Annotated in this window: 33 protein-coding genes; 11 read left to right on the top strand and 22 right to left on the bottom strand. The window is 68.6% G+C overall.

The window, feature by feature from the left end:
* The first annotated feature begins 7 nt into the window (after positions 1 to 7).
* Both LOK44_RS12070 and LOK44_RS12065 read left to right on the top strand, forming a co-directional pair.
* Positions 8 to 1,189 (top strand): zinc-dependent alcohol dehydrogenase, encoded by a 1,182-nt coding sequence (locus LOK44_RS12070; RefSeq protein WP_237570203.1) that lies wholly within the window; start codon positions 8 to 10, stop codon positions 1,187 to 1,189.
* A gap of 337 nt (positions 1,190 to 1,526) precedes the next feature.
* Positions 1,527 to 3,224 carry an HNH endonuclease signature motif containing protein gene (locus tag LOK44_RS12065; RefSeq protein WP_237570202.1) on the top strand — a complete coding sequence of 566 codons (1,698 nt, stop codon included), beginning with the start codon at positions 1,527 to 1,529 and terminating at the stop codon, positions 3,222 to 3,224.
* Here the strand turns inward: LOK44_RS12065 and LOK44_RS12060 are convergent.
* Positions 3,221 to 3,424, bottom strand: coding sequence for a hypothetical protein (locus LOK44_RS12060; protein WP_237570201.1), 204 nt, complete (start codon positions 3,422 to 3,424; stop codon positions 3,221 to 3,223). The two genes, LOK44_RS12065 and LOK44_RS12060, sit on opposite strands and share 4 nt — an antisense overlap.
* A gap of 109 nt (positions 3,425 to 3,533) precedes the next feature.
* Between LOK44_RS12060 and LOK44_RS12055 the strand changes: the two genes are divergently transcribed.
* Entirely contained in the window at positions 3,534 to 4,241 is a 708-nt protein-coding gene (locus LOK44_RS12055) for a phosphodiesterase (RefSeq protein ID WP_237570200.1), read from the top strand.
* A 49-nt stretch (positions 4,242 to 4,290) separates the two neighbouring features.
* Here LOK44_RS12055 and LOK44_RS12050 read toward each other — a convergent pair whose 3' ends face one another.
* A complete protein-coding gene (locus tag LOK44_RS12050) occupies positions 4,291 to 4,833 on the bottom strand; it encodes a hemerythrin domain-containing protein (protein WP_237570199.1) in 543 nt (180 codons plus the stop codon).
* Positions 4,834 to 4,974: 141 nt separating this feature from the next.
* Positions 4,975 to 5,466 (bottom strand): DUF4383 domain-containing protein, encoded by a 492-nt coding sequence (locus tag LOK44_RS12045; RefSeq protein ID WP_237570198.1) that lies wholly within the window; start codon positions 5,464 to 5,466, stop codon positions 4,975 to 4,977.
* Between the two features lie 135 nt (positions 5,467 to 5,601).
* Between LOK44_RS12045 and LOK44_RS29745 the strand changes: the two genes are divergently transcribed.
* On the top strand, positions 5,602 to 5,736 hold the full coding sequence (locus tag LOK44_RS29745) for a hypothetical protein (protein ID WP_283817804.1): 135 nt from the start codon (positions 5,602 to 5,604) through the stop codon (positions 5,734 to 5,736).
* Positions 5,737 to 5,749: 13 nt separating this feature from the next.
* On the opposite strand, the gene phoU is transcribed toward LOK44_RS29745, so the two are convergent.
* Complete coding sequence (gene phoU / locus LOK44_RS12040) at positions 5,750 to 6,430, bottom strand: phosphate signaling complex protein PhoU (RefSeq protein ID WP_237570197.1); 681 nt, start codon at positions 6,428 to 6,430, stop codon at positions 5,750 to 5,752.
* Positions 6,431 to 6,627: 197 nt separating this feature from the next.
* On the opposite strand from phoU, the gene LOK44_RS12035 reads away from it, so the two are divergent.
* Both LOK44_RS12035 and LOK44_RS12030 read left to right on the top strand, forming a co-directional pair.
* A complete protein-coding gene (locus tag LOK44_RS12035) occupies positions 6,628 to 7,323 on the top strand; it encodes a HemK2/MTQ2 family protein methyltransferase (RefSeq protein WP_237570196.1) in 696 nt (231 codons plus the stop codon).
* Positions 7,324 to 7,436: 113 nt separating this feature from the next.
* Entirely contained in the window at positions 7,437 to 7,976 is a 540-nt protein-coding gene (locus LOK44_RS12030; protein ID WP_237570195.1) for a Dps family protein, read from the top strand.
* 10 nt (positions 7,977 to 7,986) lie between these two features.
* Here the strand turns inward: LOK44_RS12030 and LOK44_RS12025 are convergent, their stop codons facing one another.
* The 3 genes from LOK44_RS12025 to LOK44_RS12015 are packed head-to-tail and all read right to left on the bottom strand — an operon-like array spanning position 7,987 to position 10,860.
* A complete protein-coding gene (locus LOK44_RS12025; protein ID WP_237570194.1) occupies positions 7,987 to 8,799 on the bottom strand; it encodes an MBL fold metallo-hydrolase in 813 nt (270 codons plus the stop codon).
* Between the two features lie 32 nt (positions 8,800 to 8,831).
* A complete protein-coding gene (locus LOK44_RS12020) occupies positions 8,832 to 9,407 on the bottom strand; it encodes a uracil-DNA glycosylase family protein (RefSeq protein ID WP_237570193.1) in 576 nt (191 codons plus the stop codon).
* A 7-nt stretch (positions 9,408 to 9,414) separates the two neighbouring features.
* Positions 9,415 to 10,860, bottom strand: coding sequence for a lipase maturation factor family protein (locus LOK44_RS12015; protein WP_237570192.1), 1,446 nt, complete (start codon positions 10,858 to 10,860; stop codon positions 9,415 to 9,417).
* A gap of 106 nt (positions 10,861 to 10,966) precedes the next feature.
* On the opposite strand from LOK44_RS12015, the gene LOK44_RS12010 reads away from it, so the two are divergent.
* Complete coding sequence (locus tag LOK44_RS12010; RefSeq protein WP_237570191.1) at positions 10,967 to 12,532, top strand: Na+/H+ antiporter; 1,566 nt, start codon at positions 10,967 to 10,969, stop codon at positions 12,530 to 12,532.
* Between the two features lie 19 nt (positions 12,533 to 12,551).
* Here the strand turns inward: LOK44_RS12010 and LOK44_RS12005 are convergent, their stop codons facing one another.
* The 6 genes from LOK44_RS12005 to LOK44_RS11980 form a co-directional block, all read right to left on the bottom strand.
* Positions 12,552 to 14,063 (bottom strand): FAD-dependent oxidoreductase, encoded by a 1,512-nt coding sequence (locus LOK44_RS12005; RefSeq protein ID WP_237570190.1) that lies wholly within the window; start codon positions 14,061 to 14,063, stop codon positions 12,552 to 12,554.
* A 46-nt stretch (positions 14,064 to 14,109) separates the two neighbouring features.
* Positions 14,110 to 15,252 carry an AI-2E family transporter gene (locus LOK44_RS12000; RefSeq protein ID WP_237570189.1) on the bottom strand — a complete coding sequence of 381 codons (1,143 nt, stop codon included), beginning with the start codon at positions 15,250 to 15,252 and terminating at the stop codon, positions 14,110 to 14,112.
* Positions 15,253 to 15,255: 3 nt separating this feature from the next.
* On the bottom strand, positions 15,256 to 15,411 hold the full coding sequence (locus LOK44_RS11995; protein ID WP_170314468.1) for a hypothetical protein: 156 nt from the start codon (positions 15,409 to 15,411) through the stop codon (positions 15,256 to 15,258).
* 136 nt (positions 15,412 to 15,547) lie between these two features.
* On the bottom strand, positions 15,548 to 16,171 hold the full coding sequence (locus LOK44_RS11990) for a pyridoxamine 5'-phosphate oxidase family protein (protein ID WP_237570188.1): 624 nt from the start codon (positions 16,169 to 16,171) through the stop codon (positions 15,548 to 15,550).
* A gap of 8 nt (positions 16,172 to 16,179) precedes the next feature.
* Positions 16,180 to 17,328, bottom strand: a complete 1,149-nt coding sequence (gene menE / locus LOK44_RS11985; RefSeq protein ID WP_372481237.1) for an o-succinylbenzoate--CoA ligase — start codon at positions 17,326 to 17,328, stop codon at positions 16,180 to 16,182.
* Complete coding sequence (locus LOK44_RS11980; protein ID WP_237570187.1) at positions 17,325 to 17,636, bottom strand: DUF3349 domain-containing protein; 312 nt, start codon at positions 17,634 to 17,636, stop codon at positions 17,325 to 17,327. Before LOK44_RS11980 ends, menE begins: the two co-directional genes overlap by 4 nt.
* 240 nt (positions 17,637 to 17,876) lie before the next feature.
* Between LOK44_RS11980 and LOK44_RS11975 the strand changes: the two genes are divergently transcribed.
* Genes LOK44_RS11975 through LOK44_RS11965 form a run of 3 tightly spaced genes read left to right on the top strand, consistent with a single transcriptional unit; the run spans position 17,877 to position 19,792 of the window.
* Complete coding sequence (locus LOK44_RS11975; RefSeq protein ID WP_237570186.1) at positions 17,877 to 19,127, top strand: inorganic phosphate transporter; 1,251 nt, start codon at positions 17,877 to 17,879, stop codon at positions 19,125 to 19,127.
* 55 nt (positions 19,128 to 19,182) lie between these two features.
* Positions 19,183 to 19,467: a hypothetical protein gene (locus LOK44_RS11970; protein ID WP_237570185.1), complete on the top strand. Its 285-nt coding sequence runs from the start codon at positions 19,183 to 19,185 to the stop codon at positions 19,465 to 19,467.
* A gap of 10 nt (positions 19,468 to 19,477) precedes the next feature.
* Positions 19,478 to 19,792: a DUF3349 domain-containing protein gene (locus LOK44_RS11965; RefSeq protein ID WP_237570184.1), complete on the top strand. Its 315-nt coding sequence runs from the start codon at positions 19,478 to 19,480 to the stop codon at positions 19,790 to 19,792.
* On the opposite strand, the gene LOK44_RS11960 is transcribed toward LOK44_RS11965, so the two are convergent.
* The 8 genes from LOK44_RS11960 to LOK44_RS11925 form a co-directional block, all read right to left on the bottom strand.
* Positions 19,793 to 20,182 (bottom strand): VOC family protein, encoded by a 390-nt coding sequence (locus tag LOK44_RS11960; protein ID WP_237570183.1) that lies wholly within the window; start codon positions 20,180 to 20,182, stop codon positions 19,793 to 19,795.
* A 99-nt stretch (positions 20,183 to 20,281) separates the two neighbouring features.
* Positions 20,282 to 21,055 (bottom strand): ABC transporter permease, encoded by a 774-nt coding sequence (locus LOK44_RS11955; protein WP_237570182.1) that lies wholly within the window; start codon positions 21,053 to 21,055, stop codon positions 20,282 to 20,284.
* Positions 21,052 to 21,804 carry an ABC transporter permease gene (locus LOK44_RS11950; protein ID WP_237570181.1) on the bottom strand — a complete coding sequence of 251 codons (753 nt, stop codon included), beginning with the start codon at positions 21,802 to 21,804 and terminating at the stop codon, positions 21,052 to 21,054. Before LOK44_RS11950 ends, LOK44_RS11955 begins: the two co-directional genes overlap by 4 nt.
* Entirely contained in the window at positions 21,801 to 22,751 is a 951-nt protein-coding gene (locus LOK44_RS11945) for an efflux ABC transporter ATPase subunit, DrrA-related (protein WP_237570180.1), read from the bottom strand. The genes LOK44_RS11950 and LOK44_RS11945 overlap by 4 nt, the downstream gene beginning before the upstream one ends.
* A gap of 32 nt (positions 22,752 to 22,783) precedes the next feature.
* A complete protein-coding gene (locus LOK44_RS11940) occupies positions 22,784 to 23,662 on the bottom strand; it encodes an SDR family oxidoreductase (protein WP_237570179.1) in 879 nt (292 codons plus the stop codon).
* An 11-nt stretch (positions 23,663 to 23,673) separates the two neighbouring features.
* On the bottom strand, positions 23,674 to 24,234 hold the full coding sequence (locus LOK44_RS11935) for a GNAT family N-acetyltransferase (protein ID WP_237570178.1): 561 nt from the start codon (positions 24,232 to 24,234) through the stop codon (positions 23,674 to 23,676).
* Between the two features lie 26 nt (positions 24,235 to 24,260).
* Positions 24,261 to 24,764, bottom strand: a complete 504-nt coding sequence (locus tag LOK44_RS11930; protein WP_237570177.1) for a hypothetical protein — start codon at positions 24,762 to 24,764, stop codon at positions 24,261 to 24,263.
* Positions 24,765 to 24,787: 23 nt separating this feature from the next.
* Positions 24,788 to 25,702 (bottom strand): 1,4-dihydroxy-2-naphthoyl-CoA synthase, encoded by a 915-nt coding sequence (locus LOK44_RS11925; RefSeq protein ID WP_237570176.1) that lies wholly within the window; start codon positions 25,700 to 25,702, stop codon positions 24,788 to 24,790.
* 104 nt (positions 25,703 to 25,806) lie between these two features.
* Between LOK44_RS11925 and LOK44_RS11920 the strand changes: the two genes are divergently transcribed.
* Entirely contained in the window at positions 25,807 to 26,082 is a 276-nt protein-coding gene (locus LOK44_RS11920) for a hypothetical protein (RefSeq protein WP_237570175.1), read from the top strand.
* Here the strand turns inward: LOK44_RS11920 and LOK44_RS11915 are convergent.
* Positions 26,060 to 26,536 (bottom strand): nitroreductase/quinone reductase family protein, encoded by a 477-nt coding sequence (locus tag LOK44_RS11915; RefSeq protein WP_237570174.1) that lies wholly within the window; start codon positions 26,534 to 26,536, stop codon positions 26,060 to 26,062. The genes LOK44_RS11920 and LOK44_RS11915 overlap by 23 nt on opposite strands.
* Positions 26,537 to 26,539 lie beyond the last annotated feature (3 nt).

Below are 26,539 nucleotides of genomic sequence, written 5' to 3'. Positions count from 1 at the left end.
CCCGAGGATGAAGGCCGTGACATGGCACGGGAAGCGCGACGTACGCGTCGACACCGTGCCCGACCCAGAGATCCAAGAGCCCACCGACGCCATCATCGAGGTGACGTCCACCAATATCTGCGGGTCCGACCTGCACCTCTACGAGGTGCTCGGCGCGTTCATGAACGAGGGCGACGTCCTCGGCCACGAGCCGATGGGCGTGGTGCGCGAGGTCGGCTCGGCGGTCACGAACCTCAGTGTCGGTGACCGCGTGGTCATTCCGTTTCAGATCTCGTGCGGGTCCTGCTACATGTGTGATCTCGCGCTCTACACCCAGTGCGAGACGACCCAGGTCCGCGAGCAAGGCAAGGGCGCAGCCCTGTTCGGCTACTCCCAGCTCTACGGCTCGGTGCCCGGTGGCCAGGCTCAGTACCTCCGGGTGCCGCAGGCCCAGTTCACCCACATCAAGGTTCCCGAGGGGCCGCCGGATGCGCGGTTCGTGTATCTCTCGGACGTGCTGCCCACGGCGTGGCAGGGCGTCGAGTACGCCGGCGTGCCAGACGGCGGCTCGGTGACCGTGCTCGGCCTCGGCCCGATCGGTGACATGGCGGCCCGCATCGCCCACCATCGCGGGTATCGCGTGATCGGTGTCGACATGGTTCCCGAACGGCTGGCGCGCGCCAACGCCTTCGGTATCGACACCATCGACCTCAACGCGATCGACATGACCGTCGGCGACGTGGTGCGGCAGATGACCGCGGGACGGGGGACCGATTCGGTGATCGACGCAGTAGGCATGGAAGCCCACGGTTCACCGGTCGCGAAGACCGCCCAGCAGATTTCGGGGCTGTTGCCCGATGCGATCGCCAAGCCGATGATGGAGAATCTCGGCGTCGACCGTCTCGATGCGCTGTACTCGGCCATCGACATTGTTCGCCGGGGCGGCACGATCTCGCTGTCCGGCGTCTACGGCGGCGCCGCCGACCCGATGCCCATGCTCACGATGTTCGACAAGCAGATTCAGCTACGCATGGGCCAGGCGAACGTCAAGCGCTGGGTGGACGACATCATGCCCCTGCTCACCGATGACGATCCGTTGGGCGTCGACACCTTCGCCACCCACGTGCTGCCCATCGAAGACGCCCCACACGCTTACGACATCTTCCAGAAGAAGGAAGACGGCGCGGTCAAGATCATGCTCTTGCCCTAGCTGAGGGAGCGCCGCAGTGGCGCAGCGCATTTGGGTCTCATGCTGAGTTCCCGCGCTCGATAGTTCGTTCGTCGCCTGCGCATCCGTCAAACGGGACCAGTCCGTTCGTGGTCGTCACCGCGTCCGGAGCGGGCCTTCCGTGATCGCAGCTCCGCCCTACCGTCGGCTCCGGGGCCGCTGTCGCCCGACCCGATGGGTCTCCACCCTCTACACCACACCGCGGACGAAATCACCGTCACGCGAACGACTTATCCCCAGTCCGTGTTTCATGCACGGGCTGGCCAGCATTCGTTTTTGGTGCGGTTCCTTGTCATGGGCCCGTAGTAGATTCGAAGGCATGTTCGAAGAGTTGGCCACCGAGGCGCAAACCTCCCGCACGGTTGCGGGATGGGCGCGGGTGGAGGCTGCAGCCACGGCCCGTCGGCTCGCCGCGATGGTCGTGCTCCTCGATCGGGCTTATGCAGCTGATGGCTCGGCCGATCGGGAGCAGTGGTACCTGGACAACTGGGGTGCCGTGGCCGCGGAGATCGGGGCCGAGCAGAACGTCACCCAGGGCGCGGCGTCGCATCAGTTGTTGATCGCGACCGCTCTGCGGGACCGGCTGCCCGAGGTAGCGGCTCTGTTCGCGCAGGGGCTGGTGTCCTACCGCGTGGTGGCGGCGATCACTGCCCGCACCGCCCTGGTGCGGGACCGGGACGCGCAGCGAGCCGTGGACAAGGCCTTCGCCGAGGTGCTGACCGAGTGGGCGCCGCTGTCGGAGGAGAAGCTGAACACCGCCATCGACGCGATCGTCGCCGAACACGACCCGCACGGTGTGTACCGGACGAAGCTCAGCGGCAAGGGCCGCAACGTCCAGTTCGACTACGACGGTTCGGGCATGGCCACGATGTTCGGCACCCTGTTCGCGACCCACGGCAAGGCAGTCGAGAAGCGCCTGAACCTTCTGGCCGCGACCGTGTGCCCCGGTGATCCGCGGACCGTCGACCAACGCCGAGCGGATTCAATCAACTCGATCACCCTGGGCCTCGACTATCTGCCGTGCCTGTGCGGCAGCGACGACTGCCCCGGACCCACCACACCTGCCAAGGGCGATGCGGTGGTCTACGTGGTGGTCAACGAGGACACCCTAGACGCCGAGTCCGATGCCGCGATGGCCCAGGACGCCGCGCTCGACGGTGAACCGGATCCGCTGTTCGACAAGCCCTTGGCGGACATTACGACGTGGGATGAGTTGTGTGGCAGCGCCGATGCTGCCCGAGGCATCAAGGCCGAAGTCACCAATGGTCACGACACCGGCGTAGGCGAGGCCGATGACGGCGACGGCGATGGCCGCGACGCCGACGCCGGGGATGACGCCGCCACCGACCATGACGCCGACGACACACGGTGGCCGAGCCCACCAGCGGCCGACGCCAACGTCGAATCGCCTGCCACCCGCCCGGGCGCCATCCTCGGCGGCCCATTCCTCCCCGGCGCGCTGGCTCGCCGCTTCGCGCTCACCGCCAAGGTCCGCAAGATCGTCCACCCCGGCGACAGCCCACCCGAACCCCGCTACACACCGTCCAAAGGACTCGCCGAGTTCGTGCGCTGCCGAGACCTCACCTGCCGGTTCCCCGGCTGCTCGCAACCAGCCACCGAAGCCGATATCGATCACACCATCGCCTGGCCCATCGGGCCGACCTGCGGGTCCAACCTCAAATGCCTATGCCGTCGACATCACTTGCTGAAAACGTTTTGGGGCGGACCCAACGGGTGGCGGGACCGACAGCTTCCTGACGGGACAATCGTCTGGACCTCACCGCACGGCCGGACCTATGTCACCGAGCCGGGCAGCAAGCTGCTCTTCCCCAGTCTCTGCAGGCCCACGGCAGCGGTCACCATCACCGGCGAAGCAAGAACCGAAGCACCGCAACACAACCCGGGACTCACCATGCCCCGCCGAAAACGCACCCGCACCCAAGATCGCGCGCAACGCATCGCCGACGACCGCCGCCTCAACGAAGCCGAGGCGCAGACCGAAGCCCCCGGGTACTAGGCGCTCAGGCCATGCGCATCGTCGATCGCGGGCTTCCACGGGCCGTAGGTGACGGTCCGCATCAGGAGTTGGCCCTCGCCGAGCATGTCGAGTGTGCGCTCGGCCTCGGCACGGTCCTCGGTGGTCATGAGAACGGTCTTGCTGTGCGGCGTCTGGATCGCGTACTCGACGACCTTCGACACCGCGTTGCCGGTAGGCATGGCGGCCTCCCCTCTCGCACGCCCCAACAGGGCGCTCATGCTGCGCGTATAGCCCCTGAACGCCCCGTTCAATCCGTTTGAGCACGCCGCAATGGGTTATGGAAAATGGATGAAACCAGCAGACGTGATCGCACTGCCTTTCCAGTGGGGCTCCGAATTGCGGCACCGCAAGCTCTTCCACCCGCGCGGGGTGCTGATGTCCGGTCGACTGGAACGCACCGCCCCCGAAGGCGAGGGCCTACCGCTGGTCTCCGGACCCATCATCGGCCGGGTGTCGAAGGCCCTCGGTGCCCCAGGTCGCCTCCCCGACATCGGCGGGCTCGCGTGGCGCATGGAGACGCCCGAAGGCTCGGGCAAGTGGGACATCCTCCTGGCATCGGTCGTGCACGGGCCGCTGAGCCGCGCCGTGCTGCGCCCGATCCTCGGCTGGACGGGCTCGGAGTTCTCCACGCTCATGCCCCTCGCTCACGACGACGAACTGTGGTGGCTGCGGGCACGCATCACCGCGACCGTCGACGGCGGCGGACTGGCCCTCACCGACATCGCCCGCAGCGCATCAGGCGATGGCCTCGACGTCACCGTCGAGCAGGCACGAAAGTTGAACGAGTTCCAGCCTCTCGCAAGCCTGCACTTCGACGGCGTCGTCTCCGGAGAGGACATCTCGTTCGATCCGATCGTCAACGAGCCCCAGCACGTCCGGCTGACGCCCCAGTGGCTGACCGACTTCCGCCGCGCCGCCTACCGGCGCAGCCGCGAGGGCCGCGACGCACCGAACCGCCCCACGCCCGAAGAGGCCGCCGAAGCCAACGACTCCTGACGCGAACCGGCCCCCGCGCGCAGGCGGGGGCCGGTCCGACCAGCAGTGATCAAGCAGCGCCCCGCAGTGCATCGCGGGCGCGATCCAGCATCGACGCGAACGGCCCGACGGCGAAGTTCGCGAACCCGGACTCGACCCCTGGGTGCGGATGCGTCGGCGCGATGCGCTCGGCTGCCTGCACTGCGGACGCCATCTTGCGGCGTTCCTCGTCGTCGAGTTCGGTCTCCAACAGCGTGAACTCCTCAGCCTCCTCGTGCTCGGCATGGGCGAGGACAGCAGCCTGCAAGTGAATCAGCTCCTTGCTGAACTCGGCTGTGCCGCAGGGGATGTTCTCCAGCCGCGCCAGCGCATCCTTCGAGTCGTGCTCCTCGGCCAACCGAGCGTCAGCCACGGCGGCGCCGCCGTCGACCTTCCGGCGCACACGCGGGTGCACCATCATCTCCTCGGCGGTCTCGTGCACCGCCAACAACGCGCGCAGTCGGTCGAATGCCTCCTGCTGCTGCTCGGTGGTGCTGGCATCGAGTGTCTCGATGAACAGAGCCCTGATGGCCTCGTGCTGTTGCTTCAGGTAGGTGACGACGTCTTCTGTCACGATGAGTTGCCTCCGCAGGTAAATCGACTTGGGCTGACAGCGCGTGGGCTGTGCGCCGGTCGGTGATCCGATTACCCGACGGCAAGAGTCGAAAAACACCGTGCAGCGGGAGGGGAGACGCTCCCCTCCCGCAGCTCGCCATCAGGCGTTGGGGCCCAACGCGTTCGGTGAGCTGGTGGCCGTCAGTGTCCGCTTGCCCAGGAGCACCCCGAGCGCGATCATCCCGATCGCCAAGACCAGATGCAGCCAGTTGTCCGCCTGGTTGAGCGGGACGAAGTTCGCGGCACTCTTGTGATCGATCACCAGGCCGTAGGCGAACAGCACCGCGTAGATGATGCCGCCGCCGATCAGGTAGTTGCGTGCCAGGGGAGCCGTGCGCGCCATCAGCACGCCCGCGACGCCGAAAAGCAGGTGCACGACGTTGTGCAGGATCGACACGTTGAAGATGCCGAGCAGCATGGCCCCGGAGTGGTGCCCCGCACCCATGAGCTGGTCGTAGTTCGTCGTCACGCCGGGGATGAAGCCGGCGATGCCGACGAGCAGGAAGACGGCCCCGACCGCGAGCGCGGCCATCTGCACGGGGGTGCGGTCGCGGGTCACCCGAGCGGTTCCACCGGTGTTTGCTCTGGTCATGTTCAGTCCTTAGGTCGGAGGAGCCTCGGCGATACCCCGGGTACCGGTGCACAAACAGGGTTTGTCGCGTTCGGCATGGGGTAGCTGAAGCTCATGATCAACCGGCTTTGGACTCACCGAACCTCGCGTCGCACCGTGGCAGCGGGAGTGTGCGCCCTCGGCGTCGCCGTGCTGCCCGTCGTCACCGCATGCGGGACGACGCAGGATGCGCCGACCTACACCGACACGTCGGAGACGTCGACCAGCGAGAGCGCCCCGACGACGACCTAGACGACCACGGACGTCACCGACGGATGACGTGCGCCGGCGGTTGGTCGAAGCGCAGGGGAGCGCGACCCGTTGAGCGGAAGACGATCCTGCGGGCGATCTCGACGGCGTGGTCGGCGAAGCGTTCGTAGAACCGGCCGAGCAGCACGACGTCGACCGCAGATGCGGTGCCGTGGCTCCACCGCAAATCGGTCAGCAGACCGAACAGCCCCCGGTGCAGCTCGTCCATCGCGTCGTCGTCGTGCTGCACGCGCTCGGCATGGTCCACGTCCCCGGTCAGCACCGCCGACTGGACGTCGCGCGCGAGGTCGACCGCCACCCTGCCCATCTGGACGAAGTGCTCCGCGGCGACCTCGGGTACGGCCACGTCGGGATGATGCCGGCGGGCGATCTTCGCGACGTTGGCGGCGAGGCCGCCCATCCGGTCGGCGTCCGCGGCTATCTGAATCGCCGACACCACTATGCGCAGGTCGCGGGCGACCGGTGCCTGCAGCGCCAGCAGGGCCATCGCACGATCCCGGGCACGCGCGTCGATTGCGTCGAGGCGCGCGAGTTCGGCCGGCACCCGGTCGAGGCACGGCCCGTCGGCGCGGACCAGCGCCACCGTCGCACATTCCATCAACGACGCCGCTATCCCGCACATCTCACCGAGTTCGCTCGACAGATGGTCGAGTTCGGCGTGGAATTCGGTACGCACAGTTCCTCCCCCGCTCGAAGACCGCCGGTACCCGCTGTGCGGCGGTGTCAAACACGATCCGCAGCTCCAACTGCTCCGGGGGTCACGTACGAGTCTCGATCCGGTTTCAACCGATAGGTCTAATTCGGCGCAGACGGGGAATCCCCACGTCAGCGAACACCGAAGTGAACCACCTGATTCAAGATGCCGGAGCACACGTGACTACTGCAATTCAGCACGCCGAGACGGTTCTCGACGTTCCCACCGTCACCCCCGACGTCTACCCGCCGCAGCACGACTCGGCCCTGCTGATCGACGTCCTGCGCTCGACCGGCCGCGTGCCCGGCAACCGCGTCGCCGATCTGTGCACGGGTAGCGGCGTGGTCGGATTGGCCGCGGCGGCATCCGGCGCGTCCGACGTCACCGCCCTCGACCTGTCCGCCGACGCCGTGCGATGCGCCCGCAGCAACGCCGCCGCAGCCGGCCTGAACGTCGACGTCCACCTCGGGTCGTGGGCCAGGGCCGTGGAGTTCGGCCCGTTCGACGTCGTGACGTGCAACCCGCCGTACGTCCCCTTCGACGACGGCGCGGACGTCGTGCCCGTCGCGGGCCCGTCGACGGCGTGGAACGCCGGACGGGATGGGCGACTGGTGCTCGATCCGCTCTGCGAGAACGTGCCATCGATGCTCGCCGACGGCGGCACGGTGCTGATCGTGCAGTCGGAGTTCGCAGGCATCGGCGCCACCGTGCGTGCGCTACGCGCCGCAGGCCTTCGGGCAGACGTGGTTGCAGAGCTGCTGGTCCCGTTCGGGCCGGTGATGTCGGCACGGGCCCAGTGGCTGGAGCGCGAGGGGTTGCTCCCACACGGCCGACGCGAGGAGTGGATCGCGGTCGTTCGCGGCGACGCGCGCTGAGGAGATTCGGACATACGTCACGTGCTCGTCAGATTGCCGGGCGCACCCACCGGGTAGATCTTCGGACGGATCACGTAGTCCACGCAATCGCGTAGTCCACGAAGGAGAACACCATGACGCAATTCACCATCCCCGGCCTGTCCGAACAGCAGGGCCGTGAGATCGCCGACCTGCTGCAGAAGCAGCTCAGCACCTACAACGACCTCCACCTGACGCTCAAGCACGTGCACTGGAACGTCGTCGGTCCCAACTTCATCGGGGTGCACGAGATGATCGACCCGCAGGTCGAGTTGGTCCGCGGCTATGCCGACGAGGCCGCCGAGCGGATCGCCGCGCTCGGCGCATCGCCGCAGGGCACGCCCGGCGCCATCGTGAAGGACCGCACGTGGGACGACTACTCGGTCGGCCGCGACACCGTGCAGGCCCACCTGGCCGCCGTCGACCTCGTCTACAACGGCGTCATCGAGGACACCCGCAAGACCATCGAGCGCCTCGAGGAACTCGACCTGGTGTCGCAGGACCTGCTCATCGGCCACGCCGCCGAACTCGAGAAGTTCCAGTGGTTCGTCCGCGCGCACCTGGAGAACTCGAGCGGCCAGCTCGCCAACGAGGGCAAGGACACCGAGAAGGGTGCCGCTGCTTCAGCGCGGTAGCGCCGGCGAGCTAGATAGTCACTGACGCGCCGCGGGTCACCCGAAGAAGTCGTTCGGAGTGCCCGCGGCGCGCCATTTCTCGCTCGAAGTCGGCCAGTGGCGAGGCGAACACCCCGTAGTCGTCGAAGTGCACGGGGATGACCTTCGGCAGGTCGAGCAGTTCGACGACGTCGGTGCCCTGCTGGGCGTCCATCGTCACCGTGAGCCCGAACGGCAGCTTGGGCCCCGCGGGCAACCGGGTGCCGCCCAGGTGCAGCACCCCGGCATGGATCGACTCGAAACGTGCTGGAATCTCCGACAACTCGTCGATGAGCAGCGTGTCGCCCGAGACGTACAGCCGCGAGATGACGCTGCCGGCGAGCGGGCCGAACTCCAGCATGGTCCCGTTCACGGGCGGCAGGAAGCGCTGCGCCCACAGCGGTGCATGCCGGCCGGGCAGCGCCGTGACGGTGATCCGCGACTGCGTTCCGGTGAGCGTGTGCGACTGCCACGTCGACATCCCGGTCGCACGCGGAAAGCCGCGCTTGCGCAGCGCCTTTGCTGCCGCGTGCGTGGTCAGGATCGGGAGGCCGTGGTCGAGCCCCTTCTGAGCTACGCGGTCCCAGTGGTCACCGTGCATGTGCGACAACACGATCGCGTCGAGTCTCGGTAGCTGGTCGACGGTCAGCGCGGGCGGTTGCAGTCGCTTGGAGAGCAGGCCGTAGCCGAGGTACGCGTGCTGGCCCTGGTGCAGGAAGTTCGGGTCGGTCAGCAGCGTGAGGTCGCCGGTCGAGATCAGCGTGGTGGCGTTGCCGATGAACGTGACGGTGACGGTCGTTGACATGGCCCCCGGCTACCCGCCCGCGCCGCCCGCAATCACCGGTTCGGCAGCAGTCCCGCGGCGAACCGCAGATCGTCGACGAGCGCTTGGAACGCCTCGTCGCGTCGCTCCTGGGGCCCGCGCAGGATCGACGACGGATGCACGGTCGCCACCACGGTCGGATCCACCGGCGGCACGTCGTCGCCACCGGGCAGGCGCAGCGCCTCCTGCCGATGTGCGGTGAGCCGAAAGTCGTTGCCCAGCAGCGCCTTCGCTGCGGTCGCGCCCAGCAGGACCACCACGTCGGGATTCACGGCCTCGAGTTCGGCGAACAGCCACGGCCGGCATGCCACCACCTCGGTGCGCGTGGGCGTCTGATGGATCCTGCGCTTGCCACGCTCGGGCAGCGCCTTGTCGAGCAACCGGCCTGCAGGCCCCACGAACGGCCGGCCTGTCCGATCCTCCTGGTCGCCGGGCTGCTCGCCGACGAGCATCATGGTCGCCGATCGGGCGCCTTCACCGAACACCGTCTGGTCGGCATCCCGGAACAGGTCGCAGCCCTGGCAGCCCTTCGCTGCGGCGGCCAGGTCGTCGAGATCCTTGGTCGGGGGCAGGAAGTCGGCAGCGGTCACGTGGTCATCACCTCTTCATTCGGTCGAGTTCGCGCAGGTCCAGCGGCGCCAGGAAGGTGCCGACCAGATCTCGGTGCCACCACGCCCGTTCGGTCCTGCGTTCGTGCGCGGTGGTGAAGCGGTAGCGGTACAGCAGCGCTCGCACGTAGCGGGGCGGCTCGTCGAGAAAGGGGTTGTGCCGCAACAGCCGTACGATGTCGGGGTCGTTGCGCAGTAGCCCCTCGCAGAAGCGTCCGATCCACGGCTGCGCGTACGCCGGAGAGATGGCGGCGAACCACAGCAGCCAATCGAGCCGCAGATGGTACGGACTCCACTGCCTGGGCATACGCGTGACGTCGCCGGGCTTTCCCTTGAACCCGTACTCGACCCACGACGCCTCGTCGACGGGATCCGCGTCCGTCGTGCCCTCGAAGACCACCTCGTTGCGAGTGCGCCCGACGGTCCCGAAGGCGCCGTAGGAGTTGACCAGGTGCAGTGGGTCGAAGGTCTTGTTCATGCGCTGGCGTCGCGACAGCAGATTGCGGGCGGGCCGCCAGCTGAGCACGGCGACCAGCACGGCGAAGGCGACGACGATCGCGCCGAACCAGACGGGCATGACACCGGCGTGCTCGGGTGGCGAGAGCCCGGTGACCGCGGCGACCGCGCCGTCGTCGACGGCACTGAACGCGAGCACGATCGTCAGCCAGTTCAGCCACGCGAAGTTGCCTGACGCGACCAGCCACAGCTGGGTGACGATGACGATGCCTGCCGCGACGGCGGCGACGGGCTGCGGGGCGAACAGGCAGAATGGCACGACCAGCTGCGCGACGTGATTGCCCGCGACCTCGACGCGGTGCAGCGGCTTGGGCAGCCGGTGGAAGAACCAGCTCAGCGGGCCCGGCATCGGCTGGGTCTCATGGTGGTAGTCCAGACACGTCAGGTTTCGCCAGCACTCGTCGCCGCGCACCTTGATCAACCCGGCGCCGAACTCGACGCGGAAGAGCAGCCACCAGGCCGCCACCAGCACCGCCCAGGGTGGTGCGACGTCGTCGTTGCCGAGGAACACCGTCAGGAAGCCTGCTTCGAGTAACAGGGACTCCCAGCCGAACGAGTACCAGAGCTGCCCGACGTTGACGATCGACAGATACGCCGCCCACAGCACCAGCCACAGCGCCATGGCCAGCCAGAGCGGCACGGCATAGCCGAGACCCAGCACCATGGCGGCGGCCAGCGTCGCGCCCGACCAGCACACCAGGGCGAAGAAGCGGTCCGAGTAGTGCAGCTGGAAGACACTGGGCGCCGTCCGGAACGAGTGCGTGCGCAGGAACGCGGGGATCGGCAGCATGCCGCGGGTGCCCAGCAGCCCCTTGAATTGCAGGGCCGCAGCGGCGAACGCGACGACGTAGATGGCCGCGATGCCACGCTCCCAGAGCCATCTGGTCCAGGAGTAGTCGGATGCGATCAACCAGTCCACGACGTTCCCTCCGCGCGGAACGGGTGCCCACTGCCCCGCCCGGGAAACCCGGCGGGTTCGGTTTCGCGATTGCGGGGAAGTCCGGTTCGTCTGTGAAGGAGACCCGTTGACCCTGCTCATGATCCTGATCGCGGCGACCGTGGTGCTGGCTCCACTGGCCGAGCGCATCACGGTGCCCTATCCGGTGATGCTGCTCGCGTTCGGTCTGGTGCTCGCCTTCATCCCGGGGCTGGCCATACCGAACATCGACCCGGGATGGATCCTGCCGGTGGTGCTGCCGCCGCTGCTGTTCGCCGCCGCCAGGCGCACGTCATGGCGCCAATTCCTGGACAACCGCCGCGCCATCGGCCTGCTCGCGGTGGCGCTGGTCGCGGTGACGGCGTTCGTCGTCGGCGCGGTCGCCAGCGCCGTGGTGCCAGGGCTGCCCCTGGCCGCGGGTGTGGCGCTCGGCGCGGCCGTCGCTCCACCCGATCCCGTCGCAGCCACCTCGGTGGCGCGCAAGCTGAAGCTGCCGCGGCGGCTTCGGACGGTCCTCGAGGGCGAAGGGTTGTCGAACGACGCCACGTCACTGGTGCTCTACGAAGTCGCGGTGGCGGCCACCCTGACCGGTGCGTTCTCGCCATGGAAGGCGACGGGCACGCTGGCGGTGGCCGTGACGGTCGGCATCGCGGTTGGACTCGCGCTGGCACTGGCGACGCGACGGCTCCTCGACGTGCTGCCTGCGCACCCCGCGGGTAGCGCGCTGGTGCTCGTGATCCCGTTCGTGGCCTACGGAGCCGCCGATCTCCTCCATGGCAGCGGCGTGCTGGCGGTCGTGACCGTCGCCCTGGCCCTGAGCCGATCCGGCGACGTGGAATCCGCCCAGACCCGGCTCGTCAGCGGCACGACGTGGGACGTCGTAGAGCTGCTCCTCACCGGTGCCGCGTTCGCCTTCGTCGGAGTGGAGTTGCGCAACGTCGCGGCCAACGTATCGGGGCCGTTGGACGTTGCCATCGGGCAGGCGCTGATCGTCACGGCAGTGGTGATCGCGGTCCGGTTCCTGTGGATCTTCCCGGTCGCCGCCGCCGACGAGAAACTGCGTCGCCGCCAGGGTGCGGCGGGCGAGCCCACCGGGTGGCGCGAGATGACGATCGCGTCGTGGGCGGGCATGCGCGGCGTCGTGACGCTGGCGTGTGTGTTGGCACTACCCGTTGGCACGCCAGGCTTTCCGGAGCGCGACCGGCTGATCTTCATCGCGTTCGTCGTGATCATGGTGACGATGCTGGTGCAGGGTCTGACGCTGCCGTTCCTGGTGCGGCGCCTGAACGTGAGCGTGTCCAACGACGAGCGGGACGAGGCCACCCAGGATCTGATCCGGCGGGCCAGGGCGGCCGGCCAGCGGCGACTCGACGAACTGCGCTCCGGCGGTGACGTCGACGCCGACGTCCTCGAGCACGCAGGCGAGAACGCCGACCGGATGTGGCACGCCATCGGGTTCGCTCCGGAAGAGCACGACGCCGAGGAGAGCGCGCGGCACACCGACCATGCAATGTCGAGCAATGCCGTGAAGGATCAGGTCCTCGAGGCAGCCCGCAACGAGATCGTCACCGCCAGAGCGGAATCCGGTACCGATCCGACCATCGTCGACGTCGTGCTGCGCAGGCTCGACGCCCGCGGCGCCCAGCCGGAGTAGCGTTCAGCCCCCGCAGAAATCAGCCAGAGTGCGAGAGTCCATGCGTGGCAGGGCCCTCGAGCAGTGCACCGTCGGGGCTGAACCGGGACCCGTGCAGCGGGCACTCCCACGCCTGGTCGGCGTCGTTCCACGACACGATGCCCCCGAGGTGGGGGCACACCGGTGACGTCCGATGGTGCACGCCGTCGACCACGCAGTCCGCGCGCAGATTCCACGGCGGCCCGCTGACCACGCCGGTGCCCTCGGTGGGGGAGGGGTGGTTGGTGATCGGGCTGACCCAACCCTTGGCAAGGTGGAAGCCCACCTCGAGGTTGGCCTTCACCGCGGTGCCGAGGCCTGCGAGTTCCCCGGTGCGCCAACTGGAGAACGCCCGTGCCCAATCCATCCGGCCGCCCAAGATCCGGCTCGACAGCGCCAGGCCGGACGCCACGCCGTTGGACATGCCCCACTTGTCGAAACCCGTTGCCACAAAAAGCGTCTCGTTGCCGGGCGTGAGCGGCCCGACGTAGGGGAGCTCGTCGATGGGCGAGTAGTCCTGCGCGGACCAGTAGTGGGTCTCCACGGCACCCGGGTAGTGCAGCTCGGCCCAGCGGCGCAGCTGTTCCACCGACTTCGCAGGCGAGTCGGCGCGGCCCACGGTGTGGCCGCCGCCGCCGACGACCAGCTTGTCGCCGTCGGCTCGCGGGGCGTAGCGCACCGACCGCGTCGGTGAGTCCACGGACAGGAACATCGACCGGGTCACGTCGCCAGGGACGTCGAAGGCCAGGCAGTACGAGCGTGAGGGTTGCAGCCTGGCGAAGAACGCTCCGCGGTCGAGGATCGGGATTCCGGTCGCCAGCACGCACTGCTGGGCGGTCATCGAGACCCTGTTCTGATCGGGGGAGTCGGCGTCATCCGGCGAGACCTCAAGGCGGACTGGATCATTGCCGGAGACGCTGCGCACGCGAACGCCTTCGATCAGCCTGCCGCCGTGCGTCTCGAAATCGACGACGAGGCTCTGCAGGAACGGCATGGGGTCGATCTGCGCCTGGTCGCGCAGCCGGACACCACCGGCGAACGGGAACGGGACGTCGGCTTCCGATGCCCAGTCCGCGGGCAGACCGGCCTCGCGGCAGGCGTCCAGTTCGGCGCGCGCGTCGGCGACGCCGGATGCGGACTGCGCGTAGCTGAACGCGTCCTCCCGCTGCGCGTCGAGCCCGTGCTCCTCGCAGTGCCGAAGCAGCCAGTCGCGGCCCTCCAGGTTGCCGGTCACGTACCCCTTCACCACGTCCTGGCCGTGCCGGGCGGCGATGCGGGAGAGCTTCGTGCCCTGGAGCAGGCTGACCTTGCCGGTCGTATTGCCGGTGGTGCCCGCGCCCACGTGGCGGGCCTCGAGCACCACGACGCGCTTGCCGGCACGGGCCAGCAGCACGGCGGTCGTCATGCCCGCGATGCCCGCGCCGACCACGATGACGTCAACGGCCACCTCGCCGTCGTCGAGTGCGGGCGGGGACGCTGATTCGACGCGGTCGGCGAGCCAAAGTGAGGGCATGGCCGGCGCGTACCCGGTCGCCGGACCACGAAACGGCGCCGCCGGGCTAGCGCGTCGGCCCGGGGTCGTCGACGTTCAAGTCGACCAGGGGGCCGTCCTCGTGGTCGAGCGAATCGGCCTCCGAGTCGGGATCCTGGGCGGCGAGCACCCGCACGAAGCTGTTGAAGAACGCGATGGCAGGCACCACGAGCAGGGCGCCGATCACGCCCGCCAGCACACCGCCTGCGGTGATGCCGATGACCACGGCGAGCGGGTGCAGCGACACCGCGCGACCCATGACCAGGGGCTGCAGGACGTGGGCTTCGAGCTGCATGACGGCGATGATGAGCGCGAGGGTGATCAGTGCGTAGAACACGCCCTTGGCCAGCAGCGCCACGATGACCGCGAGGAACCCGGTGACCAGCGCGCCCACCACGGGTACGAAGGCGCCGAGGAAGATCAGTGAGGCCAGCGGCAGCGCCAGCGGAATGCCCATGATCGCCAGGCCGCTGCCGATGGCGACCGCGTCGACGAGGGCCACCAGCGACGTGGCGCGCGCATAGCCGGCCAGGGAATGGAACCCGGCGGCACCCGCTTCGCGCACCCGCGCCCGCTGAGCGCGCGGGATGAGGCGGGTGACGAACTCCCAGATGTTGCGACCGCCGAGGAGGAAGAAGATCACCGTGAAGAGGCACAGCAGGATCCCGGTCAGGATCTCCGCGATGGTGCCCGCGGTCGAGAGGGCGCCGGTGGTGAGCTGCGCCTGGTGGTCGCGCAGCGAGTCGATGACGGTGTCGCCGGCCTGGTTGATCTGGTCGCGGCTGAGGTCGGCGGGCCCGTTGATGAGCCAGGCCCGGGCGCCCTCGATGCTGCGCGTCACCTCGTCGACGAGTTGCGGTGCGCCGTCGACGAATTGGTTCACGACGAACGACATGACGCCGGTCAAGATGGCCAGACCCAGCACCATGACGAACGCCACCGCGCCCCCGCGAACCGCGCCGTAACGATCTAGGAAGTCGACGGCGGGCAGCAGGAGCGCGGTGAGGATCAGGGCAATCGCGATCGAGACGACCACGACGCCCATGGTCTGAAGTAGCCAGAGCAGTGCGTAGGCGGCCGCCCCAATGACGAGCAGCCGCCATGACCACGCCGCGGTGGCGCGGACCAGGGGGTGTACCGCCTGGTCATCACGCCCCGCGGCAGAGGTCACGCGCTAGAACCAGACTTTTCGACCACCGACCGGGCGGCCAACCGCTCCGAGGATCCACAGCACGACACCGACGACGACGAGAATCGCGCCGATCGTGTACAGAATGCTCAGGCTGGTGAAATAGCCGATCAACAACAGGATTACGCCGAGGACGATCATGTCCGTTCCGATCTGTAGGCGGGGTGTAACGGAACGTGAATTACCTGAAACGTCAAAATCAAACCTAAATACTGAAACATCGGTTTCGACGCGATCATGCTGGGCACCCGCTGGCAAACTGCTTTCGACGCGGCCGTCAGTACAGGGCGGACCGCATGTTGTCCTCGTCGAAGTGCGTCTTCAACTCCTCGAGACTGATCTCGCGATAGACCGCCTTGGCCAACTCGGCGACGCTCGGCACCGCCGTCGGATTCCACGTCTGCGGCGTCCAGGCGTCCGACCGCAGGAACGCCTTGGCGCAGTGGAAGAACACCTCCTCCACCGCGATCTCGAGCGCGAGGATCGGCCGCTTGCCGTCCACGACCATGGCGTCGAAGTAGTCGGCGTCGGACACCACGCGCGCAGTGCCGTTGATGCGCAGCGTGTCACCGCGGCCAGGGATGACGAACACCGTCCCGACGTGGGGACGCTGCAGAACGTTGAGGTAGCCGTCGACGCGCTTGTTGCCCGGCCGCTCGGGGATCGCAATCGTGGTGTCGTCGATGACGTGCACGAAGCCCGGCGGGTCGCCCTTGGGGGAGACGTCGACGCGGCCGTGGGCGTCGGTGCTGGCGACGAAGCCGAGCGGGGAGTGTGCCAACCAGTCCCGCTGCACGGCCGACAGTCGCGGCTTGACCTTCCCGGCGACCGCTGCGTTCGGATGGCCGACGATCGCCCGCAGTTCCTCGACACTGGTGACGACGGTGACTTCGCGACCCATGGGAGCCATCATGCTCCGGTGTCGAACCGCACGGTGAGTTCCCTGCGGTCGACCTTGCCGATGCCCCGGCGCGGCAGGTCGTCGACGACGTGCACCTCGCGCGGCGCGGCAGTGGCGTCCAGCGTCTGGCCGACGTGCTCGCGCAACTCGGCGGGCGTTGGCGGCGCGCTGCCCGCAGTGAGCACGACTGCCGCCGCGACGCGCTGACCAAGGCGCGGGTCGGTCACGCCGAACACCGCGCAGTCGGCGATGGCGGGGTGCGTGGCCAGCGCCGCCTCGACGAGACCCGGCATGACGGTGAGCCCGCCGGTGCTGATCGCGTCGTCGATGCGGCCAAGCACGCGCAGGGCGCCCGAGTCATCGACGGCGCCTGCGTCGTCGGTGCGGAACCAGCCCGGTTCGGCGAACGGATCCGGGATGACGGGGTTGCGGTAGCCCTTGGCGACGGTGGCGCCGCCGAGGAGGATGCGGCCGTCGTCTATGCGTACCGCCACGCCTTCCAGGGGCACGCCGTCGTACACGCAACCACCCGCCATCTCACTCATGCCGTACGTCCGGACGACGGAAACCCCTGCGCGCGAGGCCCGTTCGGCGAGTCCGGCGGGCATCGGCCCACCGCCGATCAGCACGGCGTCGAGTTCGGCGAGTGCGGCGGCGTCCACCGGATCGGCCAGCGCCTTGTCGAGTTGCACGGCCACGAGCGACGCATAGCGGCGACCGGAGTCCATCTCGTCGATGGCGGCGCGCAGTTCCCCGGGGGCGAAGCCGGGGATCAGCGCGACCGGGGTGGTGCCCGAGATGATGCTGCGCACCACGACCTGCAGCCCCGCGACGTGGTGGGCGGGCAGGGCGAGCAGCCAGCTGCCGGGACCGCCGAGTCGTTCGTTGGTGGCATCGGCGCTTGCGATCAGGGCGGCCGCAGTCAGCGTGGCGCCCTTGGGCGTTCCCGTCGTACCGGAGGTCGACACGACGACCGCGACGTCGTCGGCGACGTCCTCGCCGACGCGCAGCGCGCCTGCCAGGAGTTCGGCCTCCCGCTCGTCGGCTGGCAGCGGGACGATGCCGGACTCGCGGCCGTCGAGGACGCCTTCGAGCGCGGCGACCAGTGCCGACGGGCTGGGTACGGGCGGTATGACGACCGCGCGCAGGGTGGCTATGTGGGATCCTCGGCCGAATCCTCGCCACGGGGATCGTCCAGCGGCCAACCCTTCGTCGCCAGGCGTGCCCGTACGCGCTCGACGTCCTCCTCGCGTGGGAGTTCGTCGGTGACCTGGGTGATCTGCACCCCGATGTCCACGTGGTCGAACTCGCCGCGCTCGAGCAGCGCCTGGGTCACGGTCTTGACCTCGTCCTTGGACAGTCGACGGTCGAGCAGCGCCATGAGCGGCACCCGGTCGGGGCCGGGAACGCCTTCGGGGTAGCCCGAAGTAATCCACGCCACGATCTTCGTCAGGAATGCGTTCACTGCGTCGAAGCCCCCTTCCGGCAGTAGGTCGTCGGTGTCGCGATGGATCGATGCTAGCGGCGGCCCGCTGCGGTCGACGGGTGACTCGAACCCTGCGAGCTGGCTGTGCGTCTTGCCGGCGACCGGGACGTGAACAGTCGATGAACACCTCGGCGAAACAGGCAAACTGCCTGTTCAGCCGTTCTATCGATGGTGAGACCGGCTAGGTGATTTCGCTGAGAATCCCTCAGAATCATGCTCATGAGCGCTGAGCTGATCATTCTGGTGCTGTTGATTGCCACGGCACTGGCATTCGACTTCACCAACGGGTTCCACGACACCGGCAACGCGATGGCCACGTCCATCGCGACCGGTGCCCTCAAGCCCAAGACCGCCGTCATCCTGGCAGGCGTCCTGAACCTCGTCGGCGCGTTCCTGTCGGTCGAGGTCGCCATCACGGTCACCACCTCGGTGCTCAAGATCCAGGACAGCTCGACCGGGTCGCTGGTCGAGGGCATCGACGCATCGACGGGCCTGACGATCATCTTCGCCGGCCTGATCGGCGGCATCTTGTGGAACCTCCTCACGTGGCTGTTCGGCATCCCGTCGAGTTCCTCGCACGCGCTGTTCGGCGGTCTGATCGGCGCCGGACTGGCAGCGCTCGGCACGGCGGGCGTCAACTGGAGCGGCGTCTTCGGCAAGGTCATCGTCCCCGCCCTCGCAGCGCCCTTCATCGCAGGCCTGGTCGCGGCATGCGGAACCTGGATCGTCTACCGCCTGACCCGCAAGGTCCTCAAGAAGCGCCGCGAGGAGGGCTTCCGCTGGGGCCAGATCGCCACCGCGTCACTCGTCGCACTGGCACACGGCACCAACGACGCACAGAAGACCATGGGCGTCATCGCGCTCGCGCTCATCACCACCGGCCACCTCACCGGCGACGTGAAGGAGGACGGCCTGCCGTTCTGGGTCATCGCGTCCTGCGCCCTGGCGATCGGGCTCGGCACCTACATCGGCGGCTGGCGCGTGATCCGCACGCTGGGCAAGGGTCTGGTCGAGATCGAGTCCCCGCAGGGTCTGGCGGCCGAAGCGTCCTCGGCGGCGATCATCCTGTCCTCGAGCGCCGCGGGCATGGCGCTGTCGACCACCCACGTCGCGACCGGATCCATCCTCGGCAGCGGCGTCGGCAAGCCCGGTGCACAGGTCCGCTGGGCCGTCGCGGGCCGGATGGCCGCAGCCTGGCTGATCACGCTGCCCGCCGCCGGACTCGTCGGCGCGCTCTCCTTCTGGCTGTCGCACTTCGTCGAGAACGCGACCGGCTCGTCGCTGGCAGGCGACGGCCTCATCTTCGTCATCCTGGTGGCGCTCTCGGGCTACATGTACTGGCGCGCCCAGCAGCAGAAGGTCAACCACGAGAACGTCAACGCCGACTGGGATGAGTCGACCAACTCGGTGGTCCCCGCCGACGCGCGCGACATCGCGGCCGACCCGACCAAGCCCACGGCCTCGGTCTAATCCGCGACCTTCGCAACCATCGCAACCAAGAGCCTTCTAAGAGAAGAGAACTCACATGACCTACCTGGAATCCATCCTCAAGGTGCTCGCCGTCGGGCTGATCCTCGGCGCCGGCCTGCCCGCGGTGTTCGCGGTCGGCCTCGTCGCCTACTCGAGGGGCGCAGGCGGTGCGGAAGCCGACGGCACGGTCGACGCCCCCAACCCCGCGCTCAAGGCCTTCGGCGTGCTGCTGTTCGCCTTGGTTACGGCAGTGATCGTGATCGCGATCCTGTGGATCACGAAGGGCACGATCGACCACCACTTCGGTTTCAACCCCGTCCCCTTCCTTCCGGGAAAGTGAGCTGCACACCATGACCGAGACGCAGAGCGCGAGTTCGTTCGACAACGTCGTCACCTGGCTGCGCGCGGGCTACCCCGAGGGAGTGCCGCCAAAGGACTACTTCGCGCTGCTGGCGCTGCTGAAGCGCTCACTGACCGAGGAGCAGGTCGTCAAGGCGGCCCAGACGGTGCTCAGGAGCGTGGACTCCGACACCGTGACCGAGGGCGAGATCCGCAGGGCCGTCGAGGCGGTCATCGAGAAGGAGCCCAACCCCGAGGAGATCCACCAGGTGGCGTCGCGGTTGGCGTCGGTCGGCTGGCCGCTCGCGGGAGCGCCCGCCTCCTAGTCAGTCGTTCCTGGTGTCGCGGCGCAGCGGATGCGTCTCGGGCACCTGGACGAAGATCAGCGTGATGCCGTCGGGATCGGTGACGTGCATTTCGTGCAGACCCCACGGCTCCTGCTTCGCGGTGCGGGTGATGTTTACGCCGCGACCCTCCAGCTCGGCCTGGGTCGCGTAGACGTCGCGCACCTGCAGCCACAGCGCTCCGGGAAACGGCGGCCCACCCTCAGCCGGTGCGCCGTGACCGGCGAGTTCGATCAGCGACTGCCCGGCGTAGAACACCGTGCCTGCGCCGTACTCGCGAGCGACCGCGAGACCGATGTCGTCGCGGTAGAACTCGATCGACCGCGCATAGTCCGCCGGCCGGAACAGGACCCGACTGGCGAGAATCTCCATGCCATCGTGTCTAACACACCCTCTGATTTCCGCCGAACGTCGGTTACCGCCACGGTTCCGGGCGGGGACCGTGACACGATCCAACACTCGTCGCGAGCGCTAAGCGCCAGACTCGGCGGCCTTTCGGTACCCGCGCACCGCGATCGGGCCGAAGACCGCGAGCAGCCCGGCCACCCACGCGATCGACTGAAGTACCGGCCACAGCGTCGGGCCACCCTCGGCCAGACCGCGCATCGCCTCGATCGCCGGCGACATCGGCTGCGCGCGCACGGCCGGCTGCAGCCAGCCGGGGAACACGTCGATGGGCACCATGCCGGAGTTGAAGAACAGCAGCAGGAAGCACACGGTCGACAGCCCGGTGATGATGTTCTTGCCGCCCGCCTGCACGCCGACCGCGACGATCACCGTCGCGAACCCGATCACCATCAGCACGGGAACCAGCACGAAGCCGATCGCACCGAGCCAATTGCCGTTGAAGCGCAGGCCCATCGCGATGCCCACCGCGGTGATGGCCAGCGATCCGACCAACGCGCGGCCCGCTTCGGCGAGCAGCCGTCCGGACAGCGCACTGGCCCGGTGCACGGGCAGTGCCCACAGGCGGCTCAGCAGTCCGGACTCGCGCTCGTCGGGCAGCGCTGCGCCCGCGCCGATCGCGCCGAACAGGGCGCCGACGATCGCGCACATCGGCACCAGGCCGTAGAGGCTATTGCTCCCGGTGAGGGTCGCAATCGACTCGCCGATCACCAGCTTGTAGACCACCAGCAGGAAGGTCGGGAAGATCAGCGCCTGGATGAGGACGACGGGCTCACGCGTCCATCGCACCAGCAGACGTCCGGCCTGCAGCCTGCTCTGCGAGACGAACGTGCTCGTCACGGGGCCCTCCTTTGCATCCGGACCGCGATGCCGCCGAAAAGCGTCAGCAGTCCGGCACACCACGCCAGGCCCAGCAGCAGGTCAGCAGTCGTCACCTGACCCTTGGCGAGTTCGCGCAGCGTCTGGGCGATCTGCGACACCGGCTGCCGCGTGACGAACCAGCCGAGCCAGCCGGGGAACGCCGATGCCGGCGCGATGCCGGTGGACAGCATGACCAGCAGCAGCTGGGGGATGAGCAGGGTCTGCCCGGCTGCCTCGGCGTTCGTGGACACCGAGCCGAGCGCGTCGGCGCCCAGCGACAGGGCCAGCGACAGCAGCAGGGCGATGCCGCAGAACCCGAACACGTCGACGACGTCGCCCTGGAACCGGAAGCCGAACGCGTAGCCGACGGCGACCGCCGCGGCCAGCGACGCGGTGGCACGGATCAACGCCGAGAGCATCCGCGCCGTCACCGGCACCAGCGACGTCATCGGGAGGCTGCGCAGCCGAATTCCCATGCCGCTGAGGTTGTCTCGCGCCGCGCGGTCCGCGGTCGTCATCGCGGTGAAGATCATGGCCTGCACCACGATCACCGGCAGGATGTACTGCGGGTAAGAGGAGGCCCCGGTGGCTTCGATGTCGACGACGTTGCGCAACGTGATGTCGAAGCACACGAAGAACGCGACCGGACCACCGATCGCGAAGATCAGATCGCCGTCGCGCAGCGTGCCGAGCACCGACCGCTGGGTCAGGGCGGCCAGCGCGCTCACGGGGCCGATTCCTGGACGGGTGCTCCGGTCAGACTGAAGAAGACCTCGTCGAGTGACGGCTTGCGCAGCGAGATGTCGTGCAGGTCGAGGTCGAGCGGGGCGACACGGCCGAACACCTCGGACATCGTGGTGAAGCCGTCGGGCGCTGGGACCGACACCGTGCCGCGGTCGGGGTTGGTCTCGACGCCCGCGAAGCCGTCGAGCGCGGCGGCCACCCGGGGCAGGTCGGCGAGGTCGACCGGGCTGATCTCGCAGTAGCTCCCGCCGATCGTGCGCTTGAGGTCGTCGGGGGTGCCGTCGGCGATCACGCGGCCGCGGTCGATCACGACGATGGAGTCCGACAGCGCGTCGGCCTCCTCGAGGTACTGGGTCGTCAGCAGGGTCGTGATTCCTTGGTGCCGTAGCGATCCGACGAGGTCCCATACCTCCCGCCGGCTGCGGGGATCGAGCCCGGTGGTGGGCTCGTCGAGGAACACGACCTTGGGTGGGACCACCAGCCCGCAGGCGATGTCGACGCGGCGGCGCATGCCTCCGGAGTAGGTGGCGACGCGCTTGTCGCCCGCGTCGGTGAGGCTGAAGGTCGCGAGCATCTCGTCTGCGCGCTCGCGGGCGCTCTGCTTGTCCATGCCCCGCAGCCGGGCGAACAGGACGAGGTTCTCCCGGCCGGTGAGCAGTTCGTCGATGGCGGCGTACTGGCCGGTGAGGCCGATCGACTCGCGCACCTTTCCGGCCTGGGCCACCACGTCGAACCCGGCGACGGTCGCGGTGCCGCCGGTGGGCCGCTGCAGCGTGGAGAGGATGTTGATCGTGGTGGTCTTGCCGGCGCCGTTGGGGCCGAGCACGCCGAGCACCGAGCCCACCGGCGCCGAGAACGTGACACCGCTCAGCGCCTGATGGTCGCCGTAGCGCTTGGTTACGCCGTCGAGGGCGATCGCGAGGTCGGACACGCAAGCGAGTATGGCATGCCTAACCTAACTAACTAACCGCTGGTCGGCTGGACCCGCTGGCGCTTCATGACGGCGTCCACGGCGCCCGGCGCGAACGTGTTGACGAAGTCAGCGGTCATCGCCATCCGCGGGGCGATGCGCACCGGACGGTTGCGCGCCGCGGTCACCATCCAGTCGGCCGCCTCGTCGGCGCTCAGGCCCGGCACGCCGTCGTAGGCCCGCGTGGGAGCGATCATCGGCGTCTTCACCAACGGATAGAACAGCGTCGTGGAGTGCACGCCGTCGGCCGCCCACTCGGTCTCGACGACCCGGCTCACGGCGGTCAGCGCGGCCTTGCTCGCGTTGTAGACGGCGAACAGCGGCGACGACTCGCTCAGCACGCCCCAGGTCGACACGTTGATGACGTGACCGTCGCGGCGCTCGCGCATGCCAGGTCCGAAGCCGCGGATCAGCCGCAGCGGCGAGTAGTAGTTCAGGGTCATCGTGCGCTCGACGTCGTGCCACCGGTCCAGCGACTCGGCCAGCGGTCGCCGGATCGAGCGGCCCGCGTTGTTGATCAGCACGTCCACCCCGCCGAACCTCTCGTCGACGTCGGCCACCAGGGCATCCACGGCGTCGAGATCGGACAGATCGCAGTCGATCGCGGTCGCGTCCCCGCCTGCCGCGGTGACGTCGGCGACCACGGCGTCGAGCAGGTCCCTGCGGCGCGCGACCACGATCACCTTGGCCCCGGCGGCCGCCAGCTTGCGGGCACCCGCCTCGCCGATCCCCGACGACGCCCCGGTGACGAGGATGCGCTTGCCGGTCAGGTCGATGTCGCGTCGCGGCGCGAGCAGCTGGGCGGTCAACGGCGGGCGCATGCTGGCCAGCAGCAGGCTGTCGGACAGGCGGCGCAACGGGTTCCTGGTCACGGGCACCGAGCTTAGGCCCGCGTGAACTCGCGCAGATTCACCACCGCGAGCGTCTGCCGGACACCGTGCTCGGAGAACGTCATCGCGGGCTCGAAGCCGAGCCGGCGGGCCAGGCTGAGCGACCTGGCGTTGGCGCTGTGCGTCACGATGATCACGGGCTCGTCGGGCAGCTCTGCAGCGGCCGCCCGCAGTACCGCGGTGGCGGCCTGGAACGCCCAGCCCCGACCCCAGGCCCGCGGGCTCAGCGTGTAGGCGAGTTCGAGTTCCTCGCCGTCGGGGCTGATGTGGCCGGGGTGGTGCACGCCGCGACGGGTCAGCGACATCGTCCCAACGAAGGCGTCGGATGCCTTGTCGGCGATCAGGTAGGCCCCGGGCGAGCCGGTCACCGCACTCACCCCGACCTCGTCGAGATCGCGCGCGACGTCGTGCCGCGACTGCGCGCCGCCGAGGTGCGCGCGTACCTCGGGGTCGCTGGCGTGGGCGATGATCGCGTCGCGGTCGGAGTCGCGGGCCTTGCGCAGCACGACGTCGCCGGCGTCGATGCGCAGCGCGGTCAGCGTTCGTCCGGGCACCGGTCGAGTGTGCCAGGCCCGGCTGGTCATGCCCCTGCGCGCGGCGCGGGGCGTAACACGCAGCGCGCGTAGCCAATCCACGACACGATGACCAGGACGACCGCGAGCCCGATGACCGTCGTCGTCGCCGAAGCGACCTCCACGCCCACCGCGTCGCGGCCAGGGGCGTGCCGGTCGACGACCGGCAGCAGCATCAGCGGCAGCAGGCCGACGCCGAACGTCGCCATGGCGCCGATCACCGAGGCGCCGAACGCCGGCCGCACCGCACCCCAGATGGTCAGCCCCGCCGTCAGGTAGACGAGCACCGCCAGCGGCAGCGGACGCAGGCTGGCGTCGACCTCGCCGGTCCGGCGCCATGCGCCCCACCCGGCCATCTCGGCGTACCCGGCCACGCCGTACGCCGCGAACCAGGGCGCCACGGTCGCGACCACGACGATCGACGCACCGAGGATCCCGATCGCCCATCGGGTGAGTGTCGCTTCGATGGCAGTACCTTCCTGTGCGATTCGTGGAGTCTCACCTGCGCTCACCGCAGGAAATCCTCCACGAATCGCTAGAAGTAGCGGGGGAACTTGGACCAGTCGGGGTCGCGCTTCTCCAGGAAGGCGTCGCGGCCCTCGACGGCCTCGTCGGTCATGTAGGCCAGGCGCGTCGCCTCGCCTGCGAACACCTGTTGGCCGACCAGCCCGTCGTCGAGCAGGTTGAACGCGAACTTCAGCATCCGGATTGCCTGCGGCGACTTCCCGTTGATCTCGTGGGCCCATTCCAGCGCGACCTTCTCGAGGTCGGCGTGGTCGACGACCTCGTTGACCGCACCCATCGCGTGCATCTGCTCGGCGGTGTATGGGCGGCCCAGGAAGAAGATCTCCCGGGCGAACTTCTGGCCGGTCTGTCGGGCCAGGTAGGCGCTGCCGTAACCGCCGTCGAAGCTGCCCACGTCGGCGTCGGTCTGCTTGAACCTCGCGTGCTCGCGGCTGGCCAGCGTCAGGTCGCACACCACGTGCAGCGAGTGCCCGCCACCGGCGGCCCAGCCGTTCACCAGGCAGATCACGGGCTTGGGCATGAACCGGATCAACCGCTGCACCTCGAGGATGTGCAACCGGCCTGCCTGGGCCGGGTCGATGCTGTCCGCGGTCTCACCGGAGGCGTACTGATAGCCGGTACGGCCCCGGATCCGCTGATCGCCGCCGGAGCAGAATGCCCACCCACCGTCCTTGGCCGACGGCCCGTTGCCGGTCAGCAGGATCACCCCGACGTCCGATGACATCCGTGCGTGGTCGAGGACGCGATACAGCTCGTCGACGGTGTGCGGCCGGAACGCATTGCGCACCTCAGGACGGTCGAACGCGATGCGGACGGTCGGCTTGCGGACGCCGTCGACGACGTGCCGGTGATAGGTGATGTCGGTGAGTTCGAAGCCCGGCACGGGTTGCCACAGAGACGGGTCGAACGGGTTGTCTGAGCTCACGGAACGACTGTAGAGCGTGACGTCGACGAGTTTCGCAGCGCTCGCCCAGGGGTAGAGAAGCCCCGCAACGGCGTGCTCAGCGCGCCACGATGAAGGAGACGACGATGAAGCGCGTAACTGGTGTGTTGGTGTCCGGTATTGCTGCCGGACTGATGCTGGTCGGATGCTCGCCGTCGGTTCAGGGTGGCGACACCCCGTGCAAGGACTTCGTGGGTGCCGATGAGAAGACCCAGAACGAGGCCATCAACAAGATGCTGAAGGACGAGAAGGGCGCCGAACCCGCGTCGCTCGAGGTCACGGGCACCCGGCTCGCCGTGTCGACCTACTGTCAGACCGCGGGCAAGCAGGACGAGCCGATCAAGAACGCCCCGCACCTGTAACCGGATCGAATCGGAACACCGCGCATCGCCCGGCGAGGGCTTCGAACTCGTCGGGCGTGCCGCCGGTGACCAGGCCCGAACGCTTCATGAAGCTGACTCCGGTCGGTACCAGCGTGGGGAATTGCCGCAGTAGCGGACGGGCGTCGTCGGCCGACAACTCGACCATCCGGACCGTTTCGCGACGCTTGCCGGTCGTCAGCGTCGCAGTTTCGGCCGCGCGAGCGTTGCGCTCCCAATCCGCCCCGGGGAAACCCGCAACCACGTAGCGGGTGCCGTCGACCACCATCGGCGTGATCGGCGTCGGGCGCGGCTTGCCGGTCTTGCGGCCGGGCACGGTGAGGATCACGGGGCCCCCGCCATTCGAGTTCCCGAAGACACCCAGCTTCATCACGGTCATGAAGACCTTGTTCATCGGCTTGAGCCACCAGGGCGGGGTTGGGTTGCCGTCGGCCATGTT

This window comes from Mycolicibacterium lacusdiani (genome assembly GCF_021916785.1).
Classification (GTDB): domain Bacteria; phylum Actinomycetota; class Actinomycetes; order Mycobacteriales; family Mycobacteriaceae; genus Mycobacterium; species Mycobacterium lacusdiani.
The sequence above is the reverse complement of the archived record's forward strand: the minus strand, read 5'-3'. Positions and strand labels throughout refer to the sequence as shown.